The following is a 20,911-nucleotide window of genomic DNA, read 5'->3' as shown; positions in this document are numbered from 1 at the left end:
TCGACATGTCCAACACCGCAACTATTTCAATCATTGATGACGATGAGTCAGTTCGAATTGCATTGGATGGCTTGTTACGTTCCCACGGATATCGGGTTAAGACATACGCGGGTGCCTTGGACTTTTTATCTTCCTGCGAACTTGAAAACACCGCGTGCCTGATATCGGATATTCAAATGCCTGGCATGAACGGCATTCAGATGTACGATCGATTGTCGGCCCTGGGCATTCATATCCCGACCATCTTCATCACCGGCTACCCTGGCATGTCACCCCGTATCAGCGCGGGTGCGCCCGAGCCGGTGGCATTTTTCCCAAAACCTTTCGACTGCGCTGAATTGATCGCCTGCATCGAATCGGTACTTGCCCGGTCCGCTTGACTGCGTCGCCCCCCTCATACCTTCGTATAGATCACCCCTACCCAGGCATAGGCCCGATGACCTTATGTAGAAGTGTTAAATACAGGCCCTGCCAATAAGCTTTCCTACAGCGAACCGAAACTGAATGTGCTCGATGGCAATTCATTGCAGCCAGGCGCTTTTGGAGTACTTCGCGACACGGTCACGCTGAAACAAGTTAAACAATTCAACGTATCGATTTTGTCTTCGGGAGCTCATCATGAAACAACATATTCTGGTTGTTGGCGCAGGTTTCGGCGGGGTCTGGAGCGCGTTGAGCGCGGCCCGGCTGTTGGACCAACATGATCGTAATGACGTGCAGATCAGCGTCCTGGCCCCTCAGGCTGAACTGCGCATCCGACCTCGGTTCTACGAACCGGACGTGCACACCATGGCCGCACCGCTGGGTGGTCTGTTCGGCGCGGTGGGCGTGAAGTTCGTACAAGGCTCGGCGAGCAGTATCGATGTCAGCAACAAACAGGTTGGCTACGTGGATGTGTTCGGTACCCAGGGCACCCTGGGCTATGACCGCCTGGTGCTCGCGGCGGGCAGCCAGCTGGTTCGTCCCGACCTCGAAGGCATGATTGAGCATGCTTTCGACGTTGATGAAATCGAACAGGCAAGCCGTCTCGAAGCCCATATCAAGTCCCTGAAGCGTCTGCCGGACAGCCCGGCCCGCAATACCGTGGTGGTGGCCGGCGGCGGCTTTACCGGCATCGAAACCGCCACCGAAATGCCCGCACGCCTGCGCGCTGTCCTCGGCGAGGACGCAGACATTCGGGTCATCGTGGTGGATCGCGGGCCGCAGATCGGCGCAGCGTTGGGCGACGGCATTCGCCCGTCCATTGTCGAAGCGTCCGAGCACCTGGGGATCGAATGGATCCTCAACGCTTCGGTCGAATCGGTGGATGCCGGTGGCGTCACCCTGTCGAGCGGCCAGCGTATCGAGTCCCATACCGTGATCTGGACCGTGGGGTTCCGCGCCAGTCCGTTGACCCAACAGATACCCGCTACCCGCGATCGCCAGGGTCGCCTGCACGTCGATGCCAACCTCAAAGTCCTGGGCCAGAACGACATATTCGCCACCGGTGACGTGGCCTACGCTGCCACTGACACGCTGGGCAACTATGCGGCGATGTCCTGCCAGCACGCCATCGCCCTCGGCCGCTACGCCGGCAACAACGTCGCGGCCGACTTGCTGGGCGTCGCGCCGATGGCCTACAGCCAACCCAAATATGTGACCTGCCTGGACCTGGGCGCCTGGGGCGCGGTGTACACCGAAGGCTGGGATCGCCAGCTCAAGTTGGTCGGGCAGGAAGCCAAGGACCTCAAGACCCAGATCAACACGGTGTGGATCTACCCGCCCGCAGCTGATCGCGCCACCGCCCTGGCCGCCGCCGACCCGTTGATCCCGGTGGCCTAAACCCGGTTCCGCCCCGGCCAGTCCCTCCTTTCTGCGCCGGTCTTTCCCAGACGCCTGCCAACGATGCTTGGGCAGGCGTTTTTTTCAGGCGCTCGGCCCAAAGCCAGCCTGAATATCGTCACTACCCAGCAAAATCCGTATCAACGCCCGCCCACCGCCCTCCGTGCACAAGGTAAGGTAGGCAGAAATCATCCGGATCGAGGTGTGTCGTGGCGTCCTATTCCTTGCGTCAGCTAAAGTACTTCGTCACCACCGTCGAATGTGGCAGCGTCGCTGAAGCATCCCGCAAGCTGTACATCGCCCAGCCGTCGATCGCCTCCGCCATCAAGGGCTTGGAAGACAGTTTCGGCGTGCAGTTGCTCATTCGTCATCACGCCCAGGGGGTATCGTTGACGCCTGGCGGCGCGCGGTTCTATCGCAAGGCCCAGGAACTGTTGCGCATGGCCCGGGAGTTCGAGCAGAACGCGCTGGCCGATAACGATGTGGTCAGCGGGCAGATCGACATCGGCTGCTTCGAAACCGTCGCCCCACTCTACCTGCCGCGGCTGATCGCCGGTTTTCGCGAGCGCTTCCCGGGGGTGGAAATCCGCGTGCAGGATGGCGAGCAGCAGGAACTGGTGCAAGGCCTCACGGGGGGGCGTTTCGACCTGGCGATTTTCTACGAACACGACCTCGACAGCACCATCGAGACCGAAGCACTGACGGCGCCGCAACGCCCCTACGCGTTACTGCCGGCGGGGCATCGCTTTGCCGATCAGGCCCAGGTGTCGCTGCGCGACCTGGCCCTCGAACCCATGATCCTGCTGGACGTACAGCCCAGTCGCACCTATTTCGTGAGCATCTTCGAAGAGCTGGGCCTGACCCCCAACATTGTCTTCAGCTCGCCGTCCATTGAGATGGTACGCGGCATGGTCGGCCAGTCCTTTGGTTTTGCCGTACTGGTGACTCGCCCGCACTCCACCTGCACCTACGACGGACAACACCTGGTGTGCGTCGACATCGCCGAGGACGTGACCGGTTCGGCGCTGGTGGCAGGCTGGCTCAAGCGCGCCCACCTCACCAAGCCGGCCCAGTTGTTTGTCGACTACTGCAAGGAACAGTTCAAGCAATGGCTGGCCTGAGCCCCAATCAACTCTAGCCACAAAAAACACGGTGCTCGCCACTGGTGGGTGGTCGCAAATAATGGGATTTGAATAACCCGCACCACCGCCCTGCCAAACACAAAACCTGTGGCGAGGGAGCTTGCTCCCGCTGGGGCGCGAAGCGCCCCCAGACCAGGCGGACTGGATCAACCTGGCACACCGCGACAGCAGTGTTGGGGCTGCTGCGCACCCCAGCGGGAGCAAGCTCCCTCGCCACAAAGGGTTGTGTTCGCAACAGGAGCGGTGTCTAGCGAGCCGCCCAGGCGTTGAAACGTTGTTCCAGTTCCTCACCATGGTCGACCCAGAACTCCGCGTCCACGGCTTGGGCTTCAGCCAGGTTGGCCTCGGCGGTGGGCAACTGTTCCTGTACCGCCGTCGGCAACAGCGCCAGTGTCTTGCGGTGCACCGGCCCATAAGGGATGTTTTCCGAAAACACCTTCTGGGTCTGCGGCTGGCTGGCAAAGGCAATGAACTGCTCGGCCAGGGCCTTGTTCGGCGTGCCCTTGACCACGGCCCAGTACTCCGGGTCGTACAGACTCTGCGGCCAGACAATGCTCAGCTTCATGCCTTCCTTTTGCGCCGACGCAATGCGTCCGTTGTAGGCCGCACTCATCGCCACGTCCCCCGCCACCAGCCATTGTGCCGGTTGGGCGCCGGCTTCCCACCATTGAATGTTCGGTTTGATCTGGTCCAGTTTGGCGAAGGCCCGGGATACACCTTCAGGGGTGTTCAACACCTTGTACAGGTCCTGCGCCTTGACCCCATCGGCCAGCAAGGCGATTTCCAAGGTGTACTTGGCCCCCTTGCGCAGGCCTCGCTTGCCCGGGTACTCGGCAACGTTCCAGAAATCCGCCCAGGACCTGGGTGCCTTGGCCAGCTTGGTCTGGTCATAAGCCAGGACCATCGACCACACGTAGGTGGCGACACCACACTCATTGAGCGCACCCGGCACATAGTTGGCCGGGTCGCCAAGGCCGGTCAGGTCGAGCTTTTCGAACAGGCCTTCTTCACAGCCCCGCAACAGCTCGGGGCTTTCCACTTCGACCACGTCCCAACTGGTGTGACCAGCCGCGACCATGGCCTTGATCTTCGACAGTTCGCCGTTGTATTCACCGGCCACGATACTTCCTGCACCGCTGGCGTTGAAAGGTTGGAAGTAGGCCTTGTCCTGGGCCTGCTTGGTGGCGCCGCCAAAGGAAATCACGGTCAAGCTCTGGGGCGCGGCCATGACGTTTGAACTCAACAACGCCAATGCACACGCGATATTGCAACGCAAGGATCTGGACATGAAGCGGTTCCTCGAAAATGCCGGCTCGCCCGCACGAGCCGGTGACGGGACTCAGAGGCGACCGTAAGCGCGGGCGGTGCGATCTACAGCAATACGGGTCTTGTCGACCAGTTCGTTGATGTCGGCATGGCTGGCGACCAGCGCCGGGGCCATGATCATCCGGCCCAGGGTGGAGCGAATGATCAGGCCCTCCTCAAAACCAAAGGTGCGGCATTGCCAGGCCATGTCGTTCTCATTGGCGAAGCGCTTGCGGCTGGCCTTGTCTTCGGCCAGTTGCAGGGCCGCCACCATGCCGGCGCCCTGGATCTCGCCAATCAGCGGATGCCCGCCGAAGGCTTCGCGCAAACAACGCTGCAAGTACGGCCCGGTGTCTTCCTTGACCCGGGTGACAATGCCCTCGTCACGCAGGGCCTTGAGGTTGGCAATCGCCACCGCCGCAGCTACCGGGTGCCCGGAATACGTCAGGCCGTGGGCGAAGACACCGCCCTGCTCCACCAGCACCTCGGCCATGCGCTTGGACAGGATCAGCCCGCCCATGGGGATGTAGCCGCTGGTCAGGCCCTTGGCGATGGACAAGGTGTCGGGTTCGAAGCCGAAATACTCATGGGCGAACCATTCGCCGGTGCGCCCGAAGCCGCCGATCACCTCGTCGGCGCACAACAGCACGTCGTACTGGCGGCAGATGCGCTGGATTTCCGGCCAATAGCTCTCAGGTGGGAAGATCATGCCGCCAGCGCCCTGGAAAGGTTCGGCGACGAACGCCGCGACGTTCTCCGCGCCCAACTCGAGAATTTTTTCCTCCAGTTGCCGAGCGGCACGCAGGCCGAACTCGGCAGGCGTCAGGTCACCTTCATGGGCGAACCAGTAGGGTTCATCGATGTGGGTGACATCCGGAATCACCCCGCCCATCTCGTGCATGAACTTCATGCCGCCCAGGGCCGAAGCGCCCAGGGTCGAGCCGTGGTAGCCGTTCCAGCGGCCAATCATGACCTTCTTCTGGGGCTTGCCGAGAATCTGCCAATAACGACGCACGGTGCGAATCAGCACCTCGTTCGCCTCGGAGCCGGAGTTGGTGTAGATGGCGTGGCTGTAGTGACCCGGTAGCAGGCTGAACAGCAGTTCCGACAGTTCCACCACGGCCGGATGGGTGGTGTGGAAGAACATGTTGTAGTAAGGCAACTGCTCCAACTGACGGCTCGCCGCGGCGGCCAGGTCCTGGCGACCGTAGCCCAGGTTGGTGCACCACAGGCCCGACATGCCGTCCAGGTAGCGTTTGCCGTCGTTGTCCCACAGCGCCAGGCCTTCACCCCGAACGATCACCCGGGGCCCTTCGGCATTGAGGGCTTTCTGGTCGAGAAACGCATGAATGTGGTGCGCGGCGTCCAGCGCCTGGTATTCGCGGGTCGTGCGGTTTGGATTCAGTGGCGCATTCATCAGAGGTCTCCTTGCTTATTGGTCTTGAAGGCTTCGGTGTCCTGGGCGGACGCCAGCGGCTCGGGCTTGAACAATGGTTTGCCCATCACGCACTTGACCCACACCACCGCAATCAGCGAAACGATGCCCAGCACCGCGCCAGCGCTGGCGAAGATCGGAACGGTCATTTCGGGGCTGGGGGATACATGCCAGATGGCAAAGAGCATGCCGGCGATGCCGAACAGCTGGGGCAATGGGTAGAACGGCGTACGGAACGGCCGATGCACATGGGGGTAGCGTCGACGCAGAGCAATCACATTGACGTGGGTGATGATGTAGGCCAGCAGCCAGGCCAGTGCGGCAGCCAGCAGCAGAAGGTTGATGGCGTCAGGGCTGTCGTGCATCAGCAGCAACGGCAAGCCGGTCACCGCTGCGACAAACAGCACCGCGACCCACGGCGCGCCACTGCGCTTGCCCTGCCGCTTGAAGACCCCAAACGCCTGCCCACTGCGGGCCATGCCGAGCAACATGCGCGGGATGGCGGCGAGGGAACTGTTGAGCGTGCTGCACGTAGCGGTGATCGCGGCGGTCACCAGGAATACCTGTCCCGCCTCACCGAACACCGTGGTGGCGAACAGATAATGGGGCAGACCATTGCTGGCCAGCTCCGCTTGTGGAACGGTGAGCAGAGCCCCCAGGCAATACAGGCAAATGACCACGAAGATCACGGTGAGACCGATCATCATCGAGGCCGGAATGTTGCGCTCCGGACGGCGCGTTTCTTCCACCAGCGGACAGACGAACTCAGCCCCGACGAAACCCCACACGGCCATCGCCGCCAGGGCAATCACACCGAGCCCCATGGGGTTCCAGCCAGAATCCGCCACTAGCATCGACACGCTGCTGGCGCCATCGCTTGCCAGCGCACCCAGCCCCATGACCAGCAACATCACCGTCATCACCAGCGCCAAGACAGTCTGCAAGCGCGAGAAAATATCGATGTTGAACAGGTTGAGCACGGTGAACAGGCACAGCACGCCAAGGGCTACGCTCAGCGGTGGCATTGACTGCGGATAAACCTTGTCGATGATGAATTCCATCAGCAGCAACTCCGCCGACAGGGCAAACATCGCCACCACCACATAGCCGGAGAACGTTGCCAGGATCGCCGGGAACTGGCCGATGGCGACTTCGGTGTAACTGCTCAGGCTGCCAGCACGGGGAATCATCAACGCCAGTTCCGAGAACGAACAGGCGTAACTCAAGGCCAGCAGCCAGGCCAGGATCAACGGAATGACAAAACCCATGCCGGCGATGCCGGCGCCTTGCAGCATCAGCACCATGACACCCTGGGAAACCACCAGGCCCACGGCCACCGCCAACAGGGCGCTCAGGCCCAAACGTCGGCGCGGGCCTGCCAGCGAGGGGATAACGGTTTGTAGCGGCACGCTTGAGGAACTGTCCATCGGTTGCTCCATTTTCTTGTTTTAGGGAGAACAAATCGATTGCGGGTGAAGCCTGTGCTGGGGTCGTCAGCCGCGCAGCTGGATCCAGGTGGTCTTGAGTTGCGTGTATTTGTCGAACGCATGCAGCGACAGGTCGCGACCGAAGCCCGACTGTTTGCCGCCACCGAAGGGCACCGTGACGTCCAGCGCATCCACGGTGTTCACCGACACCGTGCCGGCGTTCAGGCGCCGTGCTACGCGATGGGCGCGGTTCAGATCGTCGGTCCACAAGGACGCCGCCAGCCCATAGATGTGTTCGTTGGCCATGGCGATAGCCTGTTCTTCGTCATCGAAGACGCTGATTGCCAATACAGGCCCGAACACTTCTTCCCGGGCCAACTGCATGGCCGGGTGCACGTAGGTAAAAATCGTCGGTTCGATGAAGTTGCTCGAACCCTCGAAGTCCAGCTGGCGACCACCGCAGACCAGGCTCGCGCCTTCGGCCTGGGCCTGCTGGATGTACTGCATGATTCGCGCGGTCTGGCGCGCATCGACAATGGCCCCGGCACGACTCGACGGATCCAGCGGATTGCCCGGCTGCCACAGGCGCGCCTGATCGATCAGGCGTTCGACGAACTCATCGTGGATCGAACGCTGCACCAGCAGCCGTGAGTTGGCCGAGCAGACTTCGCCCTGGTTGAAGAAGATCCCGAACGCGGCTTTCTGTGCCGCCAGGTCCAGGTCCTGGCAGTCGGCGAACACCAGGTTCGGGCTCTTGCCGCCGCACTCCAGCCAGACCTGCTTGAGGTTCGACTGGGCCGAGTACTGCATGAAGTACTTGCCGACTTCGGTGGAGCCGGTGAACACCAGCGAATCGACGTCCGGGTGCAAGCCCAATGCCCGCCCCGCCTGCTCGCCAAGGCCCGGCACAACGTTGAGCACCCCGGGTGGCAACCCCGCTTCCAGGGCCAGTTCGGCCAGGCGCAGGGCTGAGAACGGTGACTGCTCGGCGGGCTTGAGCACCACGCTGTTGCCGGCGGCCAGCGCCGGCGCGAGTTTCCAGGCGGCCATGTCCAACGGGAAATTCCACGGCACCACCGCCGCGATCACACCCAGCGGTACACGGGTGATGGTGGCCAGGACGTTCGCCGCGGAAGGAGCGACCTGGTCGTAGAGTTTGTCGAGGCTTTCGCCATACCAGGCGAACACATGCGCAGCGCCGGGCACGTCGATATTCCAGGCGTCCATCACCGGCTTGCCCATGCTCAAGGAATCCAGCAGCGCCAGCTCTTCGCGATGGGCCAACATCAACTGCGACAGGCGCAACAGCACGGCTTTGCGCTCGGTCGGTGCCATGCGCGCCCAAGGGCCTTGTTCGAAAGCCTTTCGTGCACTCACGACTGCAAGGTCGACGTCCCGTTCACCGCAAGCCACCACATTCGCCAGCCGCTTGCCGTTGGCCGGGTTGATGACCGCGAAGCGGGCACCGTCGAGCGCCTCGCACGGTTCGCCGTCAATCAGGGCGCTGTCACGCAGGCGCAGGTTTGCCGCCCGGGTTTTCCAGTCATTGAAATCGTTCACCGCAATGTCCTTCGGTCAGATGTCGTTGGGGGTGCAGAGATGGCTCGCCAACCGATCCATCAAGCGATCGCAGGCGGCCATTTGTTCAACGCTCACGTATTCGTCGGGCTTGTGCCCCTGGTCCATGCTGCCGGGGCCACAGACCACCGTCGGCACGCCGGCCTGGTGGAACAGGCCGCCTTCGGTGCCAAAGGCGACCGTGCTGAAGGCGTCACTACCGCACAGCCGCGCAACCAGTTGGGCGGGCGCGCTGTCGGGCGACGTGGCCAGGCCCGGGTAGGCCGACAGCGGTTCGAAGCGGATCGCCGTATCCCGCGCCACCGCCTGCATTGCCGGTAGCAGGGTCTGCTCGGCATAACCTTGCAATTGCTCGGCCACCCCATAGGGATCGAAATCCGGCAAGGCGCGCACTTCGAAATCGAAACGGCAGTCGGCCGGGACGATGTTCAGTGCCGTGCCGCCATGGATTACCCCGACCTGCACCGTGGAGAACGCCGGGTCGAAGCGCAGGTCGTGCCGTGAGGGTTCGGCCAGCTGCGCACCGATCTCGCCCAACCGTCCGATCAGGCGCACCGCCTGTTCGATAGCGTTGACCCCGTAAGGGGCATAGGCCGAATGGCAGGCCGCCCCTCGGACATGGCAACGCATCGCCAGCTTGCCTTTGTGCCCCAGCACCGGTCGGAGCTGGGTGGGTTCGCCAATCAGGCACAGGGCCGGTTGCGGAACTCGCCGGACCAACACCTCCAGCAAGCTGTGAACGCCCAGGCAACCCACCTCTTCGTCATAGGAAAACGCCAGGTGCACCGGTCGCCGCAGCGGGCTGGACAAGAACACCGGCACCGCCGCGAGCACCGAGGCCAGGTAGCCCTTCATATCCGCCGTGCCCCGCCCGAACCATTTGCCGTCCATCTCGGTCAGGCAGAACGGATCGACCGTCCAGGCCTGCCCGTCCACCGGCACCACATCGGTGTGTCCGGACAACACCACGCCACCGGGCACCGACGGGCCAATGCTCGCCAGCAGGTTGGCCTTGGTTCGCTCGGCGTTGTAGATCAGCTCGCTGTTCACGCCGAGCTCTTGCAAGTAGTCGCGCACGAACTCGATCAAGGCCAGGTTCGAATCGCGGCTGACCGTGGCAAAGCCCACCAGCTTGGCGAGCAGCGCGCGACTGCGCAGCTCACTCATCGCCCGGCACTCCATAACTCGGCGCCAGGGTCGGGTTGAGCGCACGGGTCAGGTAATCCTGCAATTGCGGCTGATAGGCGAGCCAGAGCTGTTCCAGCTCGCCGATGGGGTTGTTCTCGGCCCAGTCCACCCGCAGATCGACGATGGGCCAGGTCAGGTCATCGACCACCGACAGCGCCGCCGAATGCACCGCCCCGGCCTCCCCGCCCGCCGCTTGCCCGGCCTGCAACGCGCTCATCAAGCGTGACGCAAGACAGCCACCGCTGTGTTCGAAGGCCGTGACCATGGCCTCGATCACCGCAGCGTTGGCCAACAGATTGCCGGCCGCCACGCATTGCTCACCGGCCACCGCGTTGTGGGTGCCCAGGGTATGCTCGCCGCTGAACATCGCCGTGCGCCCTTCGGCATCGATCACCGCCACCTGGCGGTATTGGCTGTAGCCGTTGCGCGGCAGGGTCCGCTCCAACGCCGCTTGTGCCGCCAGGCCGCCGGCCAGTTCATCGAGAATCTGTGGTCCCAGGGCCGGCAGGGTGATGTTCTGGCTCGACACCGCGCCGACGCCCGCGCGCAACCAGGGGCAACGGGCACCGACGGCAATGCTCGAGGAGCTGATGGCAATGCCCAACTGGCCGGTTTCGGCACAGCGTCCAACGATGGAAAAGGTCATGTTCCGCTCCTTATTCAGGGATCACCGCGATCACGTCGATTTCCATCAGCCACTGCGGCTGGCCCAGGGCACTGACCACCAACCCGGTGGAGATCGGAAACACGCCCTTGAGCCACTTGCCGACCTCCTGGTACACCGGTTCGCGATAGCGCGGGTCGATCAGGTACGTGGTGGTCTTGACGATGTGGCTCAGGTCGCTGCCGGCCTCCTCCAGCAACTGCTTGACGTTGCGCATGGCCTGCTCGGCCTGGGCGCGAGGATCGCCAAGGCCCACCAGTTGGCCGTTGAAGTCGGTGCCGACCTGGCCGCGCACGTAGACGGTGTTGCCGGCGCGCACGGCCTGGCACAGGTCGTTGTCCAGCGTCTGGTTCGGGTAGGTGTCCTTGGTATTGAACATGCGAATACGTGTGTGAGTAGGCATCAGCGGACTCCCGAGAGACTGGTTTTCGAACGGTGTGAATCGCTGTCGAGTGCCGGGGCCTGGCGCTGGGCAGCATCTTGATAAGCGAGGTAAATGCGTTGCTTCACGATGTGGTCGGCAATATGCCGGGCGTCATGCCAGACACCCCAGATGAACGCCGAGCCTCGACGTGACAACCACGGCAAGCCGACGAAATACAGGCCAGGCTCACTGCAAACGCCACGCTGATGCCGAGGCTTGCCATTGGCGCCGAGGGCGTCGACCTTCAGCCAGCTGTAATCCACCGAGTAGCCGGTGGCCCAGATGACGCTGGTCACGCCGGTGGCGAGCAGGTCCAGTTCCAGGATCGGCTGGGTCAGGCATTGCGGGTCGGGCAGCAGGTGGCGGGCTTCAGGTTCGAGCGGCAGGTCCAGGCCGTTACGGGCAATGTAGGCGTCGGCGGCATCCAGCAGCGCCAGGTAGTTTTCGTCGCCGCGGGCGATGTTGTCGGCAAGATTCGGTTCGAAGCTCACCACATTGCCGTTGAACGATTTGGTCAGCCCCACCAGGGTGATGCCCTCGTGGGCCAGCCGGCGAAAATCCACGGTATGGCCGCCACGGGCACCGCTCACGGCGATGGTGACGTGCTCCTTGCCCGGCTGGACCGCCTCCGCATCCCATTCGCCCAGCACGCCCAGCCACCAGCAGAAATCGCGGTTGCGATAGGCCCGTGGCGGGCGGTCGTGGGCCCCCACCGAGAGATAGACCTGCTTGCCAGCGCGCCGCAGTTCATCGGCGATCTGCACGCCCGACGACCCCGCCCCCACCACCAACACCGCCCCCTCGGGCAATTGCCCGGGGTTACGATACTGGGCCGAGTGAAGCTGGGTGACCGTGGCCATATCCGGTGCAATCGGTGGGATCACCGGCCGCTGGAAGGGCCCGGTGGCGACGACCACATGGATCGCTTCGATCAGGCCTTCGGAAGTTTCAACGCTGAAGCCCGGACGGCCGACATTGCGCTCCACGCCCTTGACCTCAACGCCGGTACGGATCGGTGCATTGAATTTACGGGCATAGGCTTCGAAGTAATCGGCCACCTGGTCCTTCGTCGCGAAGGCATCCGGGTCGAGCCCTTCGAATTCCAGCCCCGGAAAGCGGTCATGCCAGGCCGGCCCGTTGGCCACCAGCGAATCCCAACGCGCCGTGCGCCAGGCCTCGGCAATGCGGCTGCGCTCCACGACGAGATGAGGCACGCCTTGCCGGCTCAAGTGCTCACTCATGGCCACGCCGGCCTGGCCGGCGCCTATAACAAGCGTATCGATGCGTAGGGTTTCATCAGGCATGTTTGTGCACTTCCGGCAGTAGGTTTGGTTCAGGCAGGCATGGCGCCGCCTCGGGTTCGGTTTTCTTGTTGTTTTGCGGTTGCGGTGATCGAGATGAGGTGTCGAGGCGATTGTGTTGGCAGGCGGGGATTTGCGAAACGAGGGTTTTTGTCGTTGCTGGGAAGGAAAAAAATGGGCTACTGCGCGAGCGTGCTGATCACTGGGACGAGGCGAGTCACTGTGGCGAGGGGATTTATCCCCGCTGGGGCGCGGAGCGGCCCTAATACCAACAACCCGGTGTGTCAGGCAGATTGAGTTGACTGCTTAGAAGGGCTGCTGCGCAGCCCAGCGGGGATAAATCCCCTCGCCACAATATCCAGGAGCGGCACAAATGGGCAGTGTCAGATTTTTTGTGTGCGCGCCGGAAACGCCTTGAGCTCCAGCTTCTCCATCACCAACCCGATGAACGCCGAAACCGCCAGCGGCAACTGCCGCCGGCTCGGATACAGCACATTCAGGCCGAAGCCGCTGCGTTGGTACTGCGGCAGCACGCGCACCAGTCTTTCGGCTTCCAGGTCGAGAGCGCTCAGTGCCCCTGGCAGCACGGCGATGCCCAGACCGGCGACGGTTGCCCTACGCAACGCCTGGGCGGTGTTGGCGTGGAATCGGCTGGCGATCTGCACGTGTTCCTCGATACCGTCCGGGCCGACGAGTCGCCAGTCGGTCAAGCCGCTGGGGTGGGCGAAGCTCACGCCGTCGTGGTGAGCCAGGTCCTGCAGCGAACGCGGTACGCCGCGTGCGGCAATGTAGGCGGGACTGGCAACCATGCCGTCACCGTCGTTCTGCAGCAGTTGGCGACCGACATACCCCGAGTCCTGCAGCGGACCGCCGCGAAAGGCCACGTCGATGCGGTCGGCAATCAGGTCGACACGGGCATCGCTGAGCACAAAATCGAGTTGCACACGAGGGTGTGCGGCTAAAAAGTCGGCCACCCATTCCATCGGGAAAAAATCGAAAAAATCCGCCGGCGCCGCGATACGCACCAGGCCGCTGGGCTCTTCGCTACCCATCATCAGTTCCTGCCCTGCATCCATCAGACCATCCACCGCCTCCACGCAGCGCTCATAAAACCCCTGGCCCACCTGGGTCAACGTGAGTTTGCGGGTCGAGCGCTGCAGAAGTCGCGACTCCAACTGCGCCTCCAACTGTTGGACCCGGCGGCTGACGGTGTTGGCAGGCATGCCCAAGCGCCTGGCCGCCTCGGCGAAGCTGCCGCTGCGGACCACCTGGACAAACAGCGCGACATCGTTGAGATCGAGCATGGCGCCGACATTCCTTCGTTTAATGGATGAGTTCAATCCGATTGTATCGGCTAATCAATCCATTGGCAGGCACTTATCCTTCTCCCATCGAGGCCCAACGCCCAAGACTTGGAGGCAATCCCATGAACAGCATCGTCGCAGCACCGCCGCGCGTCATCGTCCATCGCACTTCCGGCAGCAGCCACGGGCCGATCACCCGACTCATGAGCCCCGGCGACCTGGGCCAGCTCTGCAAGCCGTTCGTGTTTCTCGATCGCATTGCCGCCAAGGCCGACGCCATGCAAAGGGGATTCGGCATGCACCCTCACTCTGGAATCGCCACGCTGACCTATCTGATCGAAGGCCAGGTGATTTACGAAGACACCACCGGCCAATCCGGCACACTGCCCAGCGGCGGCGTGGAATGGATGCAAGCCGGCAACGGTGTATGGCACAGCGGGCGGCCGGTCGCCAGTTCGCCGATCCAAGGCTTCCAGCTCTGGGTGGCGCTGCCGGCGGCTGAAGAAAATGCCCCGCCCCACAGCCTCTATCTGGCACCCTCCGAGATCCCCCGTGAAGGTCCGGCGCGGGTATTGCTCGGCCAATACGGCGCGACCCGCAGCCCTGTTACGGCGCCAGCGGGCATGAATTACCTCGCCGTGCAATTGCAGGACAACGAGCACTGGCGCTACACACCACCGGCCGGGCACAGCGTTGCCTGGCTGGCGGTCAACAGCGGCAGCCTCGATGCGGGCGGCAACGCCAATGCAGGGGAAATGGTGGTATTCGAAGAGTCCGGCGCGGCCATCGACATCGTGGCCCGGGGCGCGACGTCCTTCGTGCTCGGTTCGGCGGTCAAGCATCCCCATGACTTGGTGATGGGCCACTACTCGGTGCACACCAGCGTGGCGGCTCTGGAGAAAGGCGAGCAAGAAATCCAGCGCATCGGCGCCCTTTTGCAGCAAGAGGGTCGGTTGGGCTGACCGACCCTCGATTCAATCCCTGTTCTTAACCGATCCCTTAGAGGTGAATCATGACTGACATCGGTCTCGATCTTCTGTTGTCCCGAGTTCAACTCGGCAAGCTGTCCCTGAAAAACCGCATGATCATGGCGCCGATGACCCGCAGCCGTGCCGGAGCAGGCGATGCGGCCACGGCCCTGATGGCCGAGTATTACAGCCAACGCGCCAGCGCCGGCCTGATCATCAGCGAAGGCTCCCAGGTGTCGGCCCAGGGCAAGGGTTACCTGAGAACGCCGGGGATTTTCACCCCTGAGCAAATCACTGGCTGGAAACAGGTGACCGACGCGGTCCATGCCGAGGGTGGGCAGATGTTTTTGCAGCTCTGGCACGTGGGCCGTCTTTCCCATCCCTTGGTGCAAGTCAACGGCGCCCAACCCGTTGCCCCCTCGGCGATCAAGGCCGATGGCGAGATCTACACCCCCGAAGGCCTCAAGCCCTATGAACTGCCACGGGCGCTGGAGCTCGATGAAATCCCCGGCGTGATCGCCGACTTCCGCCAGGCTGCCGTCAACGCGAAACAGGCCGGTTTCGACGGCGTGGAAATTCACGGCGCCAATGGCTACCTGATCGACCAGTTCCTGCGTGACGGCACCAACCAACGCACCGATGCCTACGGCGGCTCGGTCGAGAATCGCGCCCGTTTCCTCAAGGAGGTCGTCGAGTCGGTGATCGAAGTCTTCGGGGCCAGCCGTGTCGGTGTGCGCCTGTCGCCGATCTTCAGCTACTTCTCGATGAGCGACAGCCACCCACAAGCCACTTTCGACTACACCGCCAGGATGCTCAGCCGCTATGGCCTGGCTTACCTGCACATCGTGGAACTGGGCGAAGGCCCGTTCGACTTCCGGGAGCTCAAGCGCCGCTTCGGCGGGCCCTACATCGCCAATGGCGGCTACAGCGCCGAACGTGCCGCCACCGCCATCAGCCGCGGTGAAGCAGATCTGGTGGCGTTCGGCACACCGTTCCTGGCGAACCCGGACCTGGTGGAGCGTTTCAAACGGGGCCAGGCGCTGCCCCCCCCTGATGCGTCGACGTTCTATCAAGGCGACGAGCGTGGTTATACGGACTATCCGACCCTGGCCAAGGCCCAAGCAGGCCAAGAGGCTTAATAACCGAGACCTGTGGGAGCAAGCCTGCTCGCGATGGCGTCAAGTCAGTCGATATGGAGGTTGACTGACACACCGCATTCGCGAGCAGGCTCGCTCCCACATTTGATCCAGGTCCTCCCCGATCTTCCGGTGGCGCAAGTCCCCTGTGGGAGCGAGCTTGCTCGCGAATGCGGAGTGTCAGCCAACAATGATGTCGAATCTGATACCGCCATCGCGAGCAAGCTCGCTCCCACACTGTTGCCGGTCGGCCGCAATATCTACATCCACCATCAATCTCCTGTGGGAGCGGGCTTGCTCGCGAATGCGGATTGTCAGCCAACAATGATGTCGAATCTGATACCGCCATCGCGAGCAAGCTCGCTCCCACACTGTTGCCGGTTGGCCGCAATATCTACATCCACCATCAATCCCCTGTGGGAGCGAGCTTGCTCGCGATAGCGGTGGCTCAGAATGCATCAAACAGTCAGGTGCTTTCCGGCACATCGATCTGAAGCGGCACCACCCGCCTCGGCGCCGGGCCTGGCTGTGTGACGCTCGTGGCCTCGACCAGTGCTGCGATCGCCTGTTCGGCCATGGTCACCACGGGATGGGACAGCACCGCCTGGACCAGCCCCGTCTTCCGTGTCAAAGGAGTCAGGTCGTGGCACACCACTGCGTGCGTGTTCGGCTGGGAGGAACGGGCCGATGAATCCGGGCGTTTCATGCGCAAGGAAATCCAGGCCTACGTCGACAAGTACTTCAGGTAAACGGATTCATTCCAATAACCGGACTAGCCGCGGCTCGATCGCCTGTTCACTCACCTCAACCCTGGCAGCGTCACCGGCAGCTTGAACCGCCGCCGGCCGGCGCTGCCAGGGTTGAGGTAGAGCCGCTCGCCCCGCCATTCGATCAGTGGTTTATGGGAATGGCCAGTGATCACCAGTCTCACGCCGGGTTCGAGTGGCGCCGGCACATCCGCGATGTCATGGACCAGCAGTACCGGCCACCCCCCCAGGTCGAATTGCAGGCAATCGGCAAGGTGCCCTGCCCACTCGGCCTCCAGATCGTTGTTCCCGCGCACCACGTGCAGCTCGCCGATGGAAGCCAGGGCGTCGAGGATGTCCGGGCTGCCGATATCACCGGCATGAATGATCCGCTCACAGCCTTGCAGCGCGTTAAGCGCTTCGGGGCGCAGCAGGCCGTGGGTATCGGAAATGACGCCAACTTTCATGAAACCTTTCTCCCCAATCCTGTGCCGCCGCTTATACCTGCCTCGTCGCAGTTAGCTAACATGCTGAATTCGAATAGGATAGGCTGCGTCGTGAAAGGTGCAGACCCATCGTGGAAAGGATATGTCAATGCTCGGACGCAAGCAGCCAGAGCCCAAGATCGAAAGCCCCAATGAAGCCTTTTCCCAGCAGGCTGTGCGGGCCGGAGCTGCATTTCGGTTGACCGTGAGTTTCATGCTCGTGGTCGTCATCGCCTTCCTGGCCGTCGAAGGCTGGCGGACCTGGCGCGACTACCGCGCCGCGTTTGCGTCTGCCCGGGATTCGGTGACGAACCTGGCACGGGCGACCGCCCAGCACGCCGAAGATACGATTCGACAAGTGGATGTGGTTACCGCCGCCCTCGCCGAACGCGTGGAGGGCGACGGCCTGCAGAACATGGACGTTCCGCGCATCCATAAGCTATTGGTGCAGCAAGCCGCCATCATGCCGCAACTGCATGGGCTGTTTATCTACGGCCCGGACGGTCAATGGCTGGTGACGGACAAGGAAGTGATCCCGGAAATGGCGAACAACGCCGACCGCGACTACTTCCAATACCACCGCACCCACGAGGATCAAGGGGTGCGCATCGGCGACGTCGTCAAGAGCCGTTCCACCAACGACCTGATCATTCCCATTTCCCGCCGCTTGAACAACCCCGATGGCTCGTTTGCCGGCGTATTGCTGGGGACCGTGAAGGTCAGCTATTTCGTCGACTACTACGGCGACTTCAAAATCGATGGCAAAGGCGCGCTGGTCCTGGCCAAGCGCAGCGGAACGATCCTGGTCCGACGTCCTTTCGTCGCGTCGGTGATTGGCAAGAGCCTCGTCAACAGCGTGATCTTCCGGGAACATTTACCCACCTCCAATCAAGGGGTTGCCGAAGCCAGGGCCGTCGTCGATGACACCGAGCGCCTGTACGGCTACCGGGCCTTGACCACGTATCCGCTGGTGGTGGAAGCCGGCTTGTCCCGCGAATCGATCATCGCACCCTGGCGCCGCGACCTGTTCAAGACCGGTCTGGTGCTGATTTTCCTGATCGCGATACTGGTGGGCTTCGGGCTCATCGTGTTGAGCCAGCTGCGCTACCGCATGACCATGGAGAAACAGATTCGCAGCGCCCACCAGGCCATGCGCGACATGGCGCTGACCGATAGCCTGACCGGGCTGGGCAACCGCAGGCGCCTGGACATCGCCTTGGCCGATGAAATCCGTCTGGCAAGGCGCCAGGGTTCCTCCCTGGCCCTGATCATGCTCGACGTCGATTACTTCAAGCGTTTCAACGACAGGTACGGCCATGCCGCCGGCGACGATTGCCTGCGGGCGATCGCCGCCGCGCTCAGGCAGACCATCAAAAGGCCGGGTGACCTGGCGGTCCGCTATGGCGGTGAAGAATTCACCATGTTGCTGCCCAACACCGACAGCGCCGGGGCCGCCAAGGTCGCGCAGCAAATCCTCGAAGCCGTCAGGGCCTTGAACATCGAACACGGCGACCATCCCTTGGGCATCGTGACCATCAGCGCGGGCGTCACCACCTGCCTGCCGAGCGGCGAAGACGTCACCCCGGCCATGTTGATCAGGGCCGCCGATGCCTTCTTGTACCTGGCCAAGAACACCGGGCGAAACCGTTGGTGCAGCGCCGGCTCGACGCCGGAGTGAACCCGGAGGGGAGCACCGCGCATCGGTCCGGATCGTGCAAACCCAAGTCCACAGGTGCCTGTAAGGCTCCTGCCGGCTACAATGCGCGCTTCGACCGTGACCAGCCTGACTAAAAACAAATGTCCTTGCCCAAACATCATCTGGAATTGCTCAGCCCCGCCCGCGACGTGACCATCGCCCGCGAGGCCATTCTGCATGGCGCCGACGCCGTGTACATCGGTGGCCCGAGTTTCGGCGCGCGTCACAACGCCTGCAACGAGGTGGGCGATATTGCCCGGCTGGTGGAGTTCGCCCACCGCTACCACGCCCGGGTGTTCACGACCATCAACACCATCCTGCACGACAATGAACTGGAGCCGGCCCGCCAGCTGATCCACCAGTTGTACGATGCCGGTGTCGACGCGTTGATCGTCCAGGACCTGGGGGTGATGGAGCTGGATATCCCGCCTATCGAGCTGCACGCCAGCACCCAGACCGACATCCGCACCCTGGCCCGGGCCAAGTTCCTCGACCAGGCCGGTTTCTCGCAACTGGTCCTGGCCCGTGAGCTGAACCTGCAGGAAATCCGTGCCATCGCCGACGAGACCGATGCGGCCATCGAGTTCTTCATCCACGGTGCGCTGTGCGTGGCCTTTTCCGGCCAGTGCAACATCTCCCACGCCCAGAACGGCCGCAGCGCCAACCGTGGCGATTGCTCCCAGGCCTGTCGCCTGCCCTACACCCTCAAGGATGACCAGGGCCGGGTAGTCGCCTATGAAAAACACCTGCTGTCGATGAAAGACAACAACCAGAGCGCCAACATCCGCGCCCTGGTCGAAGCCGGCGTGCGCTCGTTCAAGATCGAAGGGCGCTACAAGGACATGGGCTATGTGAAGAACATCACCGCCTATTACCGCCAGCGCCTGGACGATGTCCTCGAAGACCGCCCGGACCTGGCCCGCGCGTCCAGCGGCCGTACCGCCCACTTCTTCGTCCCCGACCCGGACAAGACCTTCCACCGTGGCAGCACCGACTATTTCGTCAGCGAGCGCAAGATCGACATCGGCGCCTTCGATTCGCCAACCTTTACCGGCGTGCCGGTGGGCGTGGTGGAAAAGGTCGGCAAGCGCGACTTGCAAGTGGTGACCTTCGATCCGTTGTCCAACGGCGACGGGCTCAACGTGCTGGTCAAGCGCGAAGTCGTCGGTTTCCGCGCCAACATCGCCGAGCCCAAGGGTGAATTCGAAGAGGACGGCCAGAAGCGCTACCGCTACCGCGTCGAGCCCAACGAGATGCCGGCCGGGATGTACCAATTGCGCCCCAACCATCCGCTGAGCCGCAACCTGGACCACAACTGGCAGCAAGCGTTGCTCAAGACCTCCTCCGAGCGCCGGGTCGGCCTGGCCTGGGTTGCGCGCCTGGGCGAAGAACGCCTGGAACTGACCGCCACCAGCGAGGAAGGCATCAGCGCCAGCGTCGCCCTGGACGGGCCATTCGGCCTGGCGAACAAGCCGGAACAGGCCTTGGAGCAACTGCATGACCTGCTCGGCCAACTGGGCACCACCGAGTACCACGCCACCGCCATCGAGCTGGATGCGCCCCAGGCGTTCTTCATCCCCAACTCGCAGCTCAAGGCGTTGCGCCGCGAAGCCATCGAAGCCCTGACCGCCGCCCGCATCAAAGCCCACCCGCGCGGTGGCCGCAAGGCCGAGACCAGCCCGCCGCCGGTGTACCCGGAATCGCACCTGTCGTTCCTGGCCAACGTCTACAACCAGAAGGCCCGGGATTTCTATCATCGCCACGGGGTCAAGCTGATCGATGCGGCGTTCGAGGCCCACGAGGAAACCGGTGAAGTGCCGGTGATGATCACCAAGCACTGCCTGCGTTTCTCGTTCAACCTCTGCCCCAAGCAAGCCAAGGGCGTCACCGGCGTGCGCACCAAGGTCGCGCCGATGCAGTTGATACACGGCGATGAAGTGCTGACGCTGAAGTTCGACTGCAAACCCTGCGAGATGCATGTGGTGGGCAAGATCAAGGGGCACATCCTTGACCTGCCATTGCCCGGCAGCACGGCGCAACCCGTGGTCGGCTACATCAGCCCTGAAGACCTGCTCAAGACGATTCCGCGCGCACCGCATTAAACCCATACCCACCGCCCCTGTGGCAGTGGGTACTTACAAAACTGGCATCCGCCACAGATCCCCTGTGGGAGCGAGCTTGCTCGCGATAGCGGCGGCACATCCAGCATCAACGCAAGCTGACCCACCGCTATCGCGAGCAAGCCCGCTCCCACATTGGATCTGTGGTGGACTGAGGATTTGTGAACACCC

At 62.8% G+C, this 20,911-nt stretch carries 17 protein-coding genes and 1 pseudogene; 7 read left to right on the top strand and 11 right to left on the bottom strand.

Features of this window, described 5'->3' with window-relative positions; genetic code table 11:
- Nucleotides 1-5 precede the first annotated feature (5 nt).
- The 3 genes from AC3A5O_RS14395 to AC3A5O_RS14385 all read left to right on the top strand — a co-directional run bounded on the left by AC3A5O_RS14395 (nt 6) and on the right by AC3A5O_RS14385 (nt 2,942).
- Entirely contained in the window at nt 6-380 is a 375-nt protein-coding gene (locus tag AC3A5O_RS14395) for a response regulator transcription factor (protein ID WP_305470869.1), read from the top strand.
- Between the two features lie 238 nt (nt 381-618).
- Nucleotides 619-1,821 (top strand): NAD(P)/FAD-dependent oxidoreductase, encoded by a 1,203-nt coding sequence (locus tag AC3A5O_RS14390; RefSeq protein ID WP_487753347.1) that lies wholly within the window; start codon nt 619-621, stop codon nt 1,819-1,821.
- A gap of 209 nt (nt 1,822-2,030) precedes the next feature.
- The gene (locus AC3A5O_RS14385; protein ID WP_487753346.1) at nt 2,031-2,942 is read left to right on the top strand and encodes a LysR substrate-binding domain-containing protein; all 912 of its coding nucleotides are present in this window, start codon (nt 2,031-2,033) and stop codon (nt 2,940-2,942) included.
- Between the two features lie 268 nt (nt 2,943-3,210).
- Here AC3A5O_RS14385 and AC3A5O_RS14380 read toward each other — a convergent pair whose 3' ends face one another.
- From AC3A5O_RS14380 to AC3A5O_RS14340, 9 genes are all read right to left on the bottom strand, one after another.
- Nucleotides 3,211-4,191 carry an ABC transporter substrate-binding protein gene (locus AC3A5O_RS14380; RefSeq protein WP_436278784.1) on the bottom strand — a complete coding sequence of 327 codons (981 nt, stop codon included), beginning with the start codon at nt 4,189-4,191 and terminating at the stop codon, nt 3,211-3,213.
- A gap of 111 nt (nt 4,192-4,302) precedes the next feature.
- Complete coding sequence (locus AC3A5O_RS14375; protein WP_487753345.1) at nt 4,303-5,685, bottom strand: aspartate aminotransferase family protein; 1,383 nt, start codon at nt 5,683-5,685, stop codon at nt 4,303-4,305.
- The gene (locus AC3A5O_RS14370; protein ID WP_487753344.1) at nt 5,685-7,130 is read right to left on the bottom strand and encodes an APC family permease; all 1,446 of its coding nucleotides are present in this window, start codon (nt 7,128-7,130) and stop codon (nt 5,685-5,687) included. The genes AC3A5O_RS14375 and AC3A5O_RS14370 overlap by 1 nt, the downstream gene beginning before the upstream one ends.
- Nucleotides 7,131-7,196: 66 nt before the next feature.
- Entirely contained in the window at nt 7,197-8,690 is a 1,494-nt protein-coding gene (locus tag AC3A5O_RS14365) for an aldehyde dehydrogenase (protein ID WP_487753343.1), read from the bottom strand.
- Between the two features lie 15 nt (nt 8,691-8,705).
- A complete protein-coding gene (argE, locus tag AC3A5O_RS14360; protein ID WP_487753342.1) occupies nt 8,706-9,875 on the bottom strand; it encodes an acetylornithine deacetylase in 1,170 nt (389 codons plus the stop codon).
- Nucleotides 9,868-10,542 (bottom strand): DUF1028 domain-containing protein, encoded by a 675-nt coding sequence (locus tag AC3A5O_RS14355; RefSeq protein WP_487753341.1) that lies wholly within the window; start codon nt 10,540-10,542, stop codon nt 9,868-9,870. Before AC3A5O_RS14355 ends, argE begins: the two co-directional genes overlap by 8 nt.
- A 10-nt stretch (nt 10,543-10,552) precedes the next feature.
- A complete protein-coding gene (locus AC3A5O_RS14350; protein WP_003201555.1) occupies nt 10,553-10,963 on the bottom strand; it encodes a RidA family protein in 411 nt (136 codons plus the stop codon).
- Nucleotides 10,963-12,288, bottom strand: coding sequence for a flavin-containing monooxygenase (locus tag AC3A5O_RS14345; RefSeq protein WP_487753340.1), 1,326 nt, complete (start codon nt 12,286-12,288; stop codon nt 10,963-10,965). The genes AC3A5O_RS14350 and AC3A5O_RS14345 overlap by 1 nt, the downstream gene beginning before the upstream one ends.
- A gap of 380 nt (nt 12,289-12,668) precedes the next feature.
- On the bottom strand, nt 12,669-13,589 hold the full coding sequence (locus AC3A5O_RS14340) for a LysR family transcriptional regulator (RefSeq protein WP_487753339.1): 921 nt from the start codon (nt 13,587-13,589) through the stop codon (nt 12,669-12,671).
- Between the two features lie 122 nt (nt 13,590-13,711).
- On the opposite strand from AC3A5O_RS14340, the gene AC3A5O_RS14335 reads away from it, so the two are divergent.
- Both AC3A5O_RS14335 and AC3A5O_RS14330 read left to right on the top strand, forming a co-directional pair.
- Nucleotides 13,712-14,551 (top strand): pirin family protein, encoded by an 840-nt coding sequence (locus tag AC3A5O_RS14335; protein WP_305481471.1) that lies wholly within the window; start codon nt 13,712-13,714, stop codon nt 14,549-14,551.
- Between the two features lie 50 nt (nt 14,552-14,601).
- Nucleotides 14,602-15,696 (top strand): alkene reductase, encoded by a 1,095-nt coding sequence (locus AC3A5O_RS14330; protein WP_487753338.1) that lies wholly within the window; start codon nt 14,602-14,604, stop codon nt 15,694-15,696.
- 463 nt (nt 15,697-16,159) lie between these two features.
- Here AC3A5O_RS14330 and AC3A5O_RS14325 read toward each other — a convergent pair whose 3' ends face one another.
- Nucleotides 16,160-16,399: a type 1 periplasmic-binding domain-containing protein gene (locus tag AC3A5O_RS14325; protein ID WP_439653597.1), complete on the bottom strand. Its 240-nt coding sequence runs from the start codon at nt 16,397-16,399 to the stop codon at nt 16,160-16,162.
- Nucleotides 16,400-16,448: 49 nt separating this feature from the next.
- Nucleotides 16,449-16,906, bottom strand: a pseudogene (locus AC3A5O_RS14320) (metallophosphoesterase family protein).
- Nucleotides 16,907-17,033: 127 nt separating this feature from the next.
- On the opposite strand from AC3A5O_RS14320, the gene AC3A5O_RS14315 reads away from it, so the two are divergent.
- Both AC3A5O_RS14315 and AC3A5O_RS14310 read left to right on the top strand, forming a co-directional pair.
- Nucleotides 17,034-18,602, top strand: coding sequence for a sensor domain-containing diguanylate cyclase (locus AC3A5O_RS14315; protein WP_487753337.1), 1,569 nt, complete (start codon nt 17,034-17,036; stop codon nt 18,600-18,602).
- A gap of 119 nt (nt 18,603-18,721) precedes the next feature.
- A complete protein-coding gene (locus tag AC3A5O_RS14310) occupies nt 18,722-20,722 on the top strand; it encodes a peptidase U32 family protein (RefSeq protein ID WP_122569478.1) in 2,001 nt (666 codons plus the stop codon).
- The last annotated feature ends 189 nt before the right edge of the window (nt 20,723-20,911 follow it).

It is taken from the genome of Pseudomonas sp. Soil_N_39, from assembly GCF_057655955.1.
Note: the sequence above shows the minus strand (reverse complement) of the source record. Positions and strands in the feature narration are given on the sequence as shown.

What these genes read in the sequence shown, in the direction of transcription:
- AC3A5O_RS14395 (WP_305470869.1), top strand. Translation starts at nt 6, where the DNA reads ATGTCCAACACCGCAACTATTTCAATCATTGATGACGATGAGTCAGTT.
- AC3A5O_RS14390 (WP_487753347.1), top strand. Translation starts at nt 619, where the DNA reads ATGAAACAACATATTCTGGTTGTTGGCGCAGGTTTCGGCGGGGTCTGG.
- AC3A5O_RS14380 (WP_436278784.1), bottom strand. Translation starts at nt 4,191, where the DNA reads ATGGCCGCGCCCCAGAGCTTGACCGTGATTTCCTTTGGCGGCGCCACC.
- AC3A5O_RS14375 (WP_487753345.1), bottom strand. Translation starts at nt 5,685, where the DNA reads ATGAATGCGCCACTGAATCCAAACCGCACGACCCGCGAATACCAGGCG.
- AC3A5O_RS14370 (WP_487753344.1), bottom strand. Translation starts at nt 7,130, where the DNA reads ATGGACAGTTCCTCAAGCGTGCCGCTACAAACCGTTATCCCCTCGCTG.
- argE (WP_487753342.1), bottom strand. Translation starts at nt 9,875, where the DNA reads ATGAGTGAGCTGCGCAGTCGCGCGCTGCTCGCCAAGCTGGTGGGCTTT.
- AC3A5O_RS14355 (WP_487753341.1), bottom strand. Translation starts at nt 10,542, where the DNA reads ATGACCTTTTCCATCGTTGGACGCTGTGCCGAAACCGGCCAGTTGGGC.
- AC3A5O_RS14350 (WP_003201555.1), bottom strand. Translation starts at nt 10,963, where the DNA reads ATGCCTACTCACACACGTATTCGCATGTTCAATACCAAGGACACCTAC.
- AC3A5O_RS14345 (WP_487753340.1), bottom strand. Translation starts at nt 12,288, where the DNA reads ATGCCTGATGAAACCCTACGCATCGATACGCTTGTTATAGGCGCCGGC.
- AC3A5O_RS14340 (WP_487753339.1), bottom strand. Translation starts at nt 13,589, where the DNA reads ATGCTCGATCTCAACGATGTCGCGCTGTTTGTCCAGGTGGTCCGCAGC.
- AC3A5O_RS14335 (WP_305481471.1), top strand. Translation starts at nt 13,712, where the DNA reads ATGAACAGCATCGTCGCAGCACCGCCGCGCGTCATCGTCCATCGCACT.
- AC3A5O_RS14330 (WP_487753338.1), top strand. Translation starts at nt 14,602, where the DNA reads ATGACTGACATCGGTCTCGATCTTCTGTTGTCCCGAGTTCAACTCGGC.
- AC3A5O_RS14325 (WP_439653597.1), bottom strand. Translation starts at nt 16,399, where the DNA reads ATGAAACGCCCGGATTCATCGGCCCGTTCCTCCCAGCCGAACACGCAC.
- AC3A5O_RS14315 (WP_487753337.1), top strand. Translation starts at nt 17,034, where the DNA reads ATGCTCGGACGCAAGCAGCCAGAGCCCAAGATCGAAAGCCCCAATGAA.
- AC3A5O_RS14310 (WP_122569478.1), top strand. Translation starts at nt 18,722, where the DNA reads ATGTCCTTGCCCAAACATCATCTGGAATTGCTCAGCCCCGCCCGCGAC.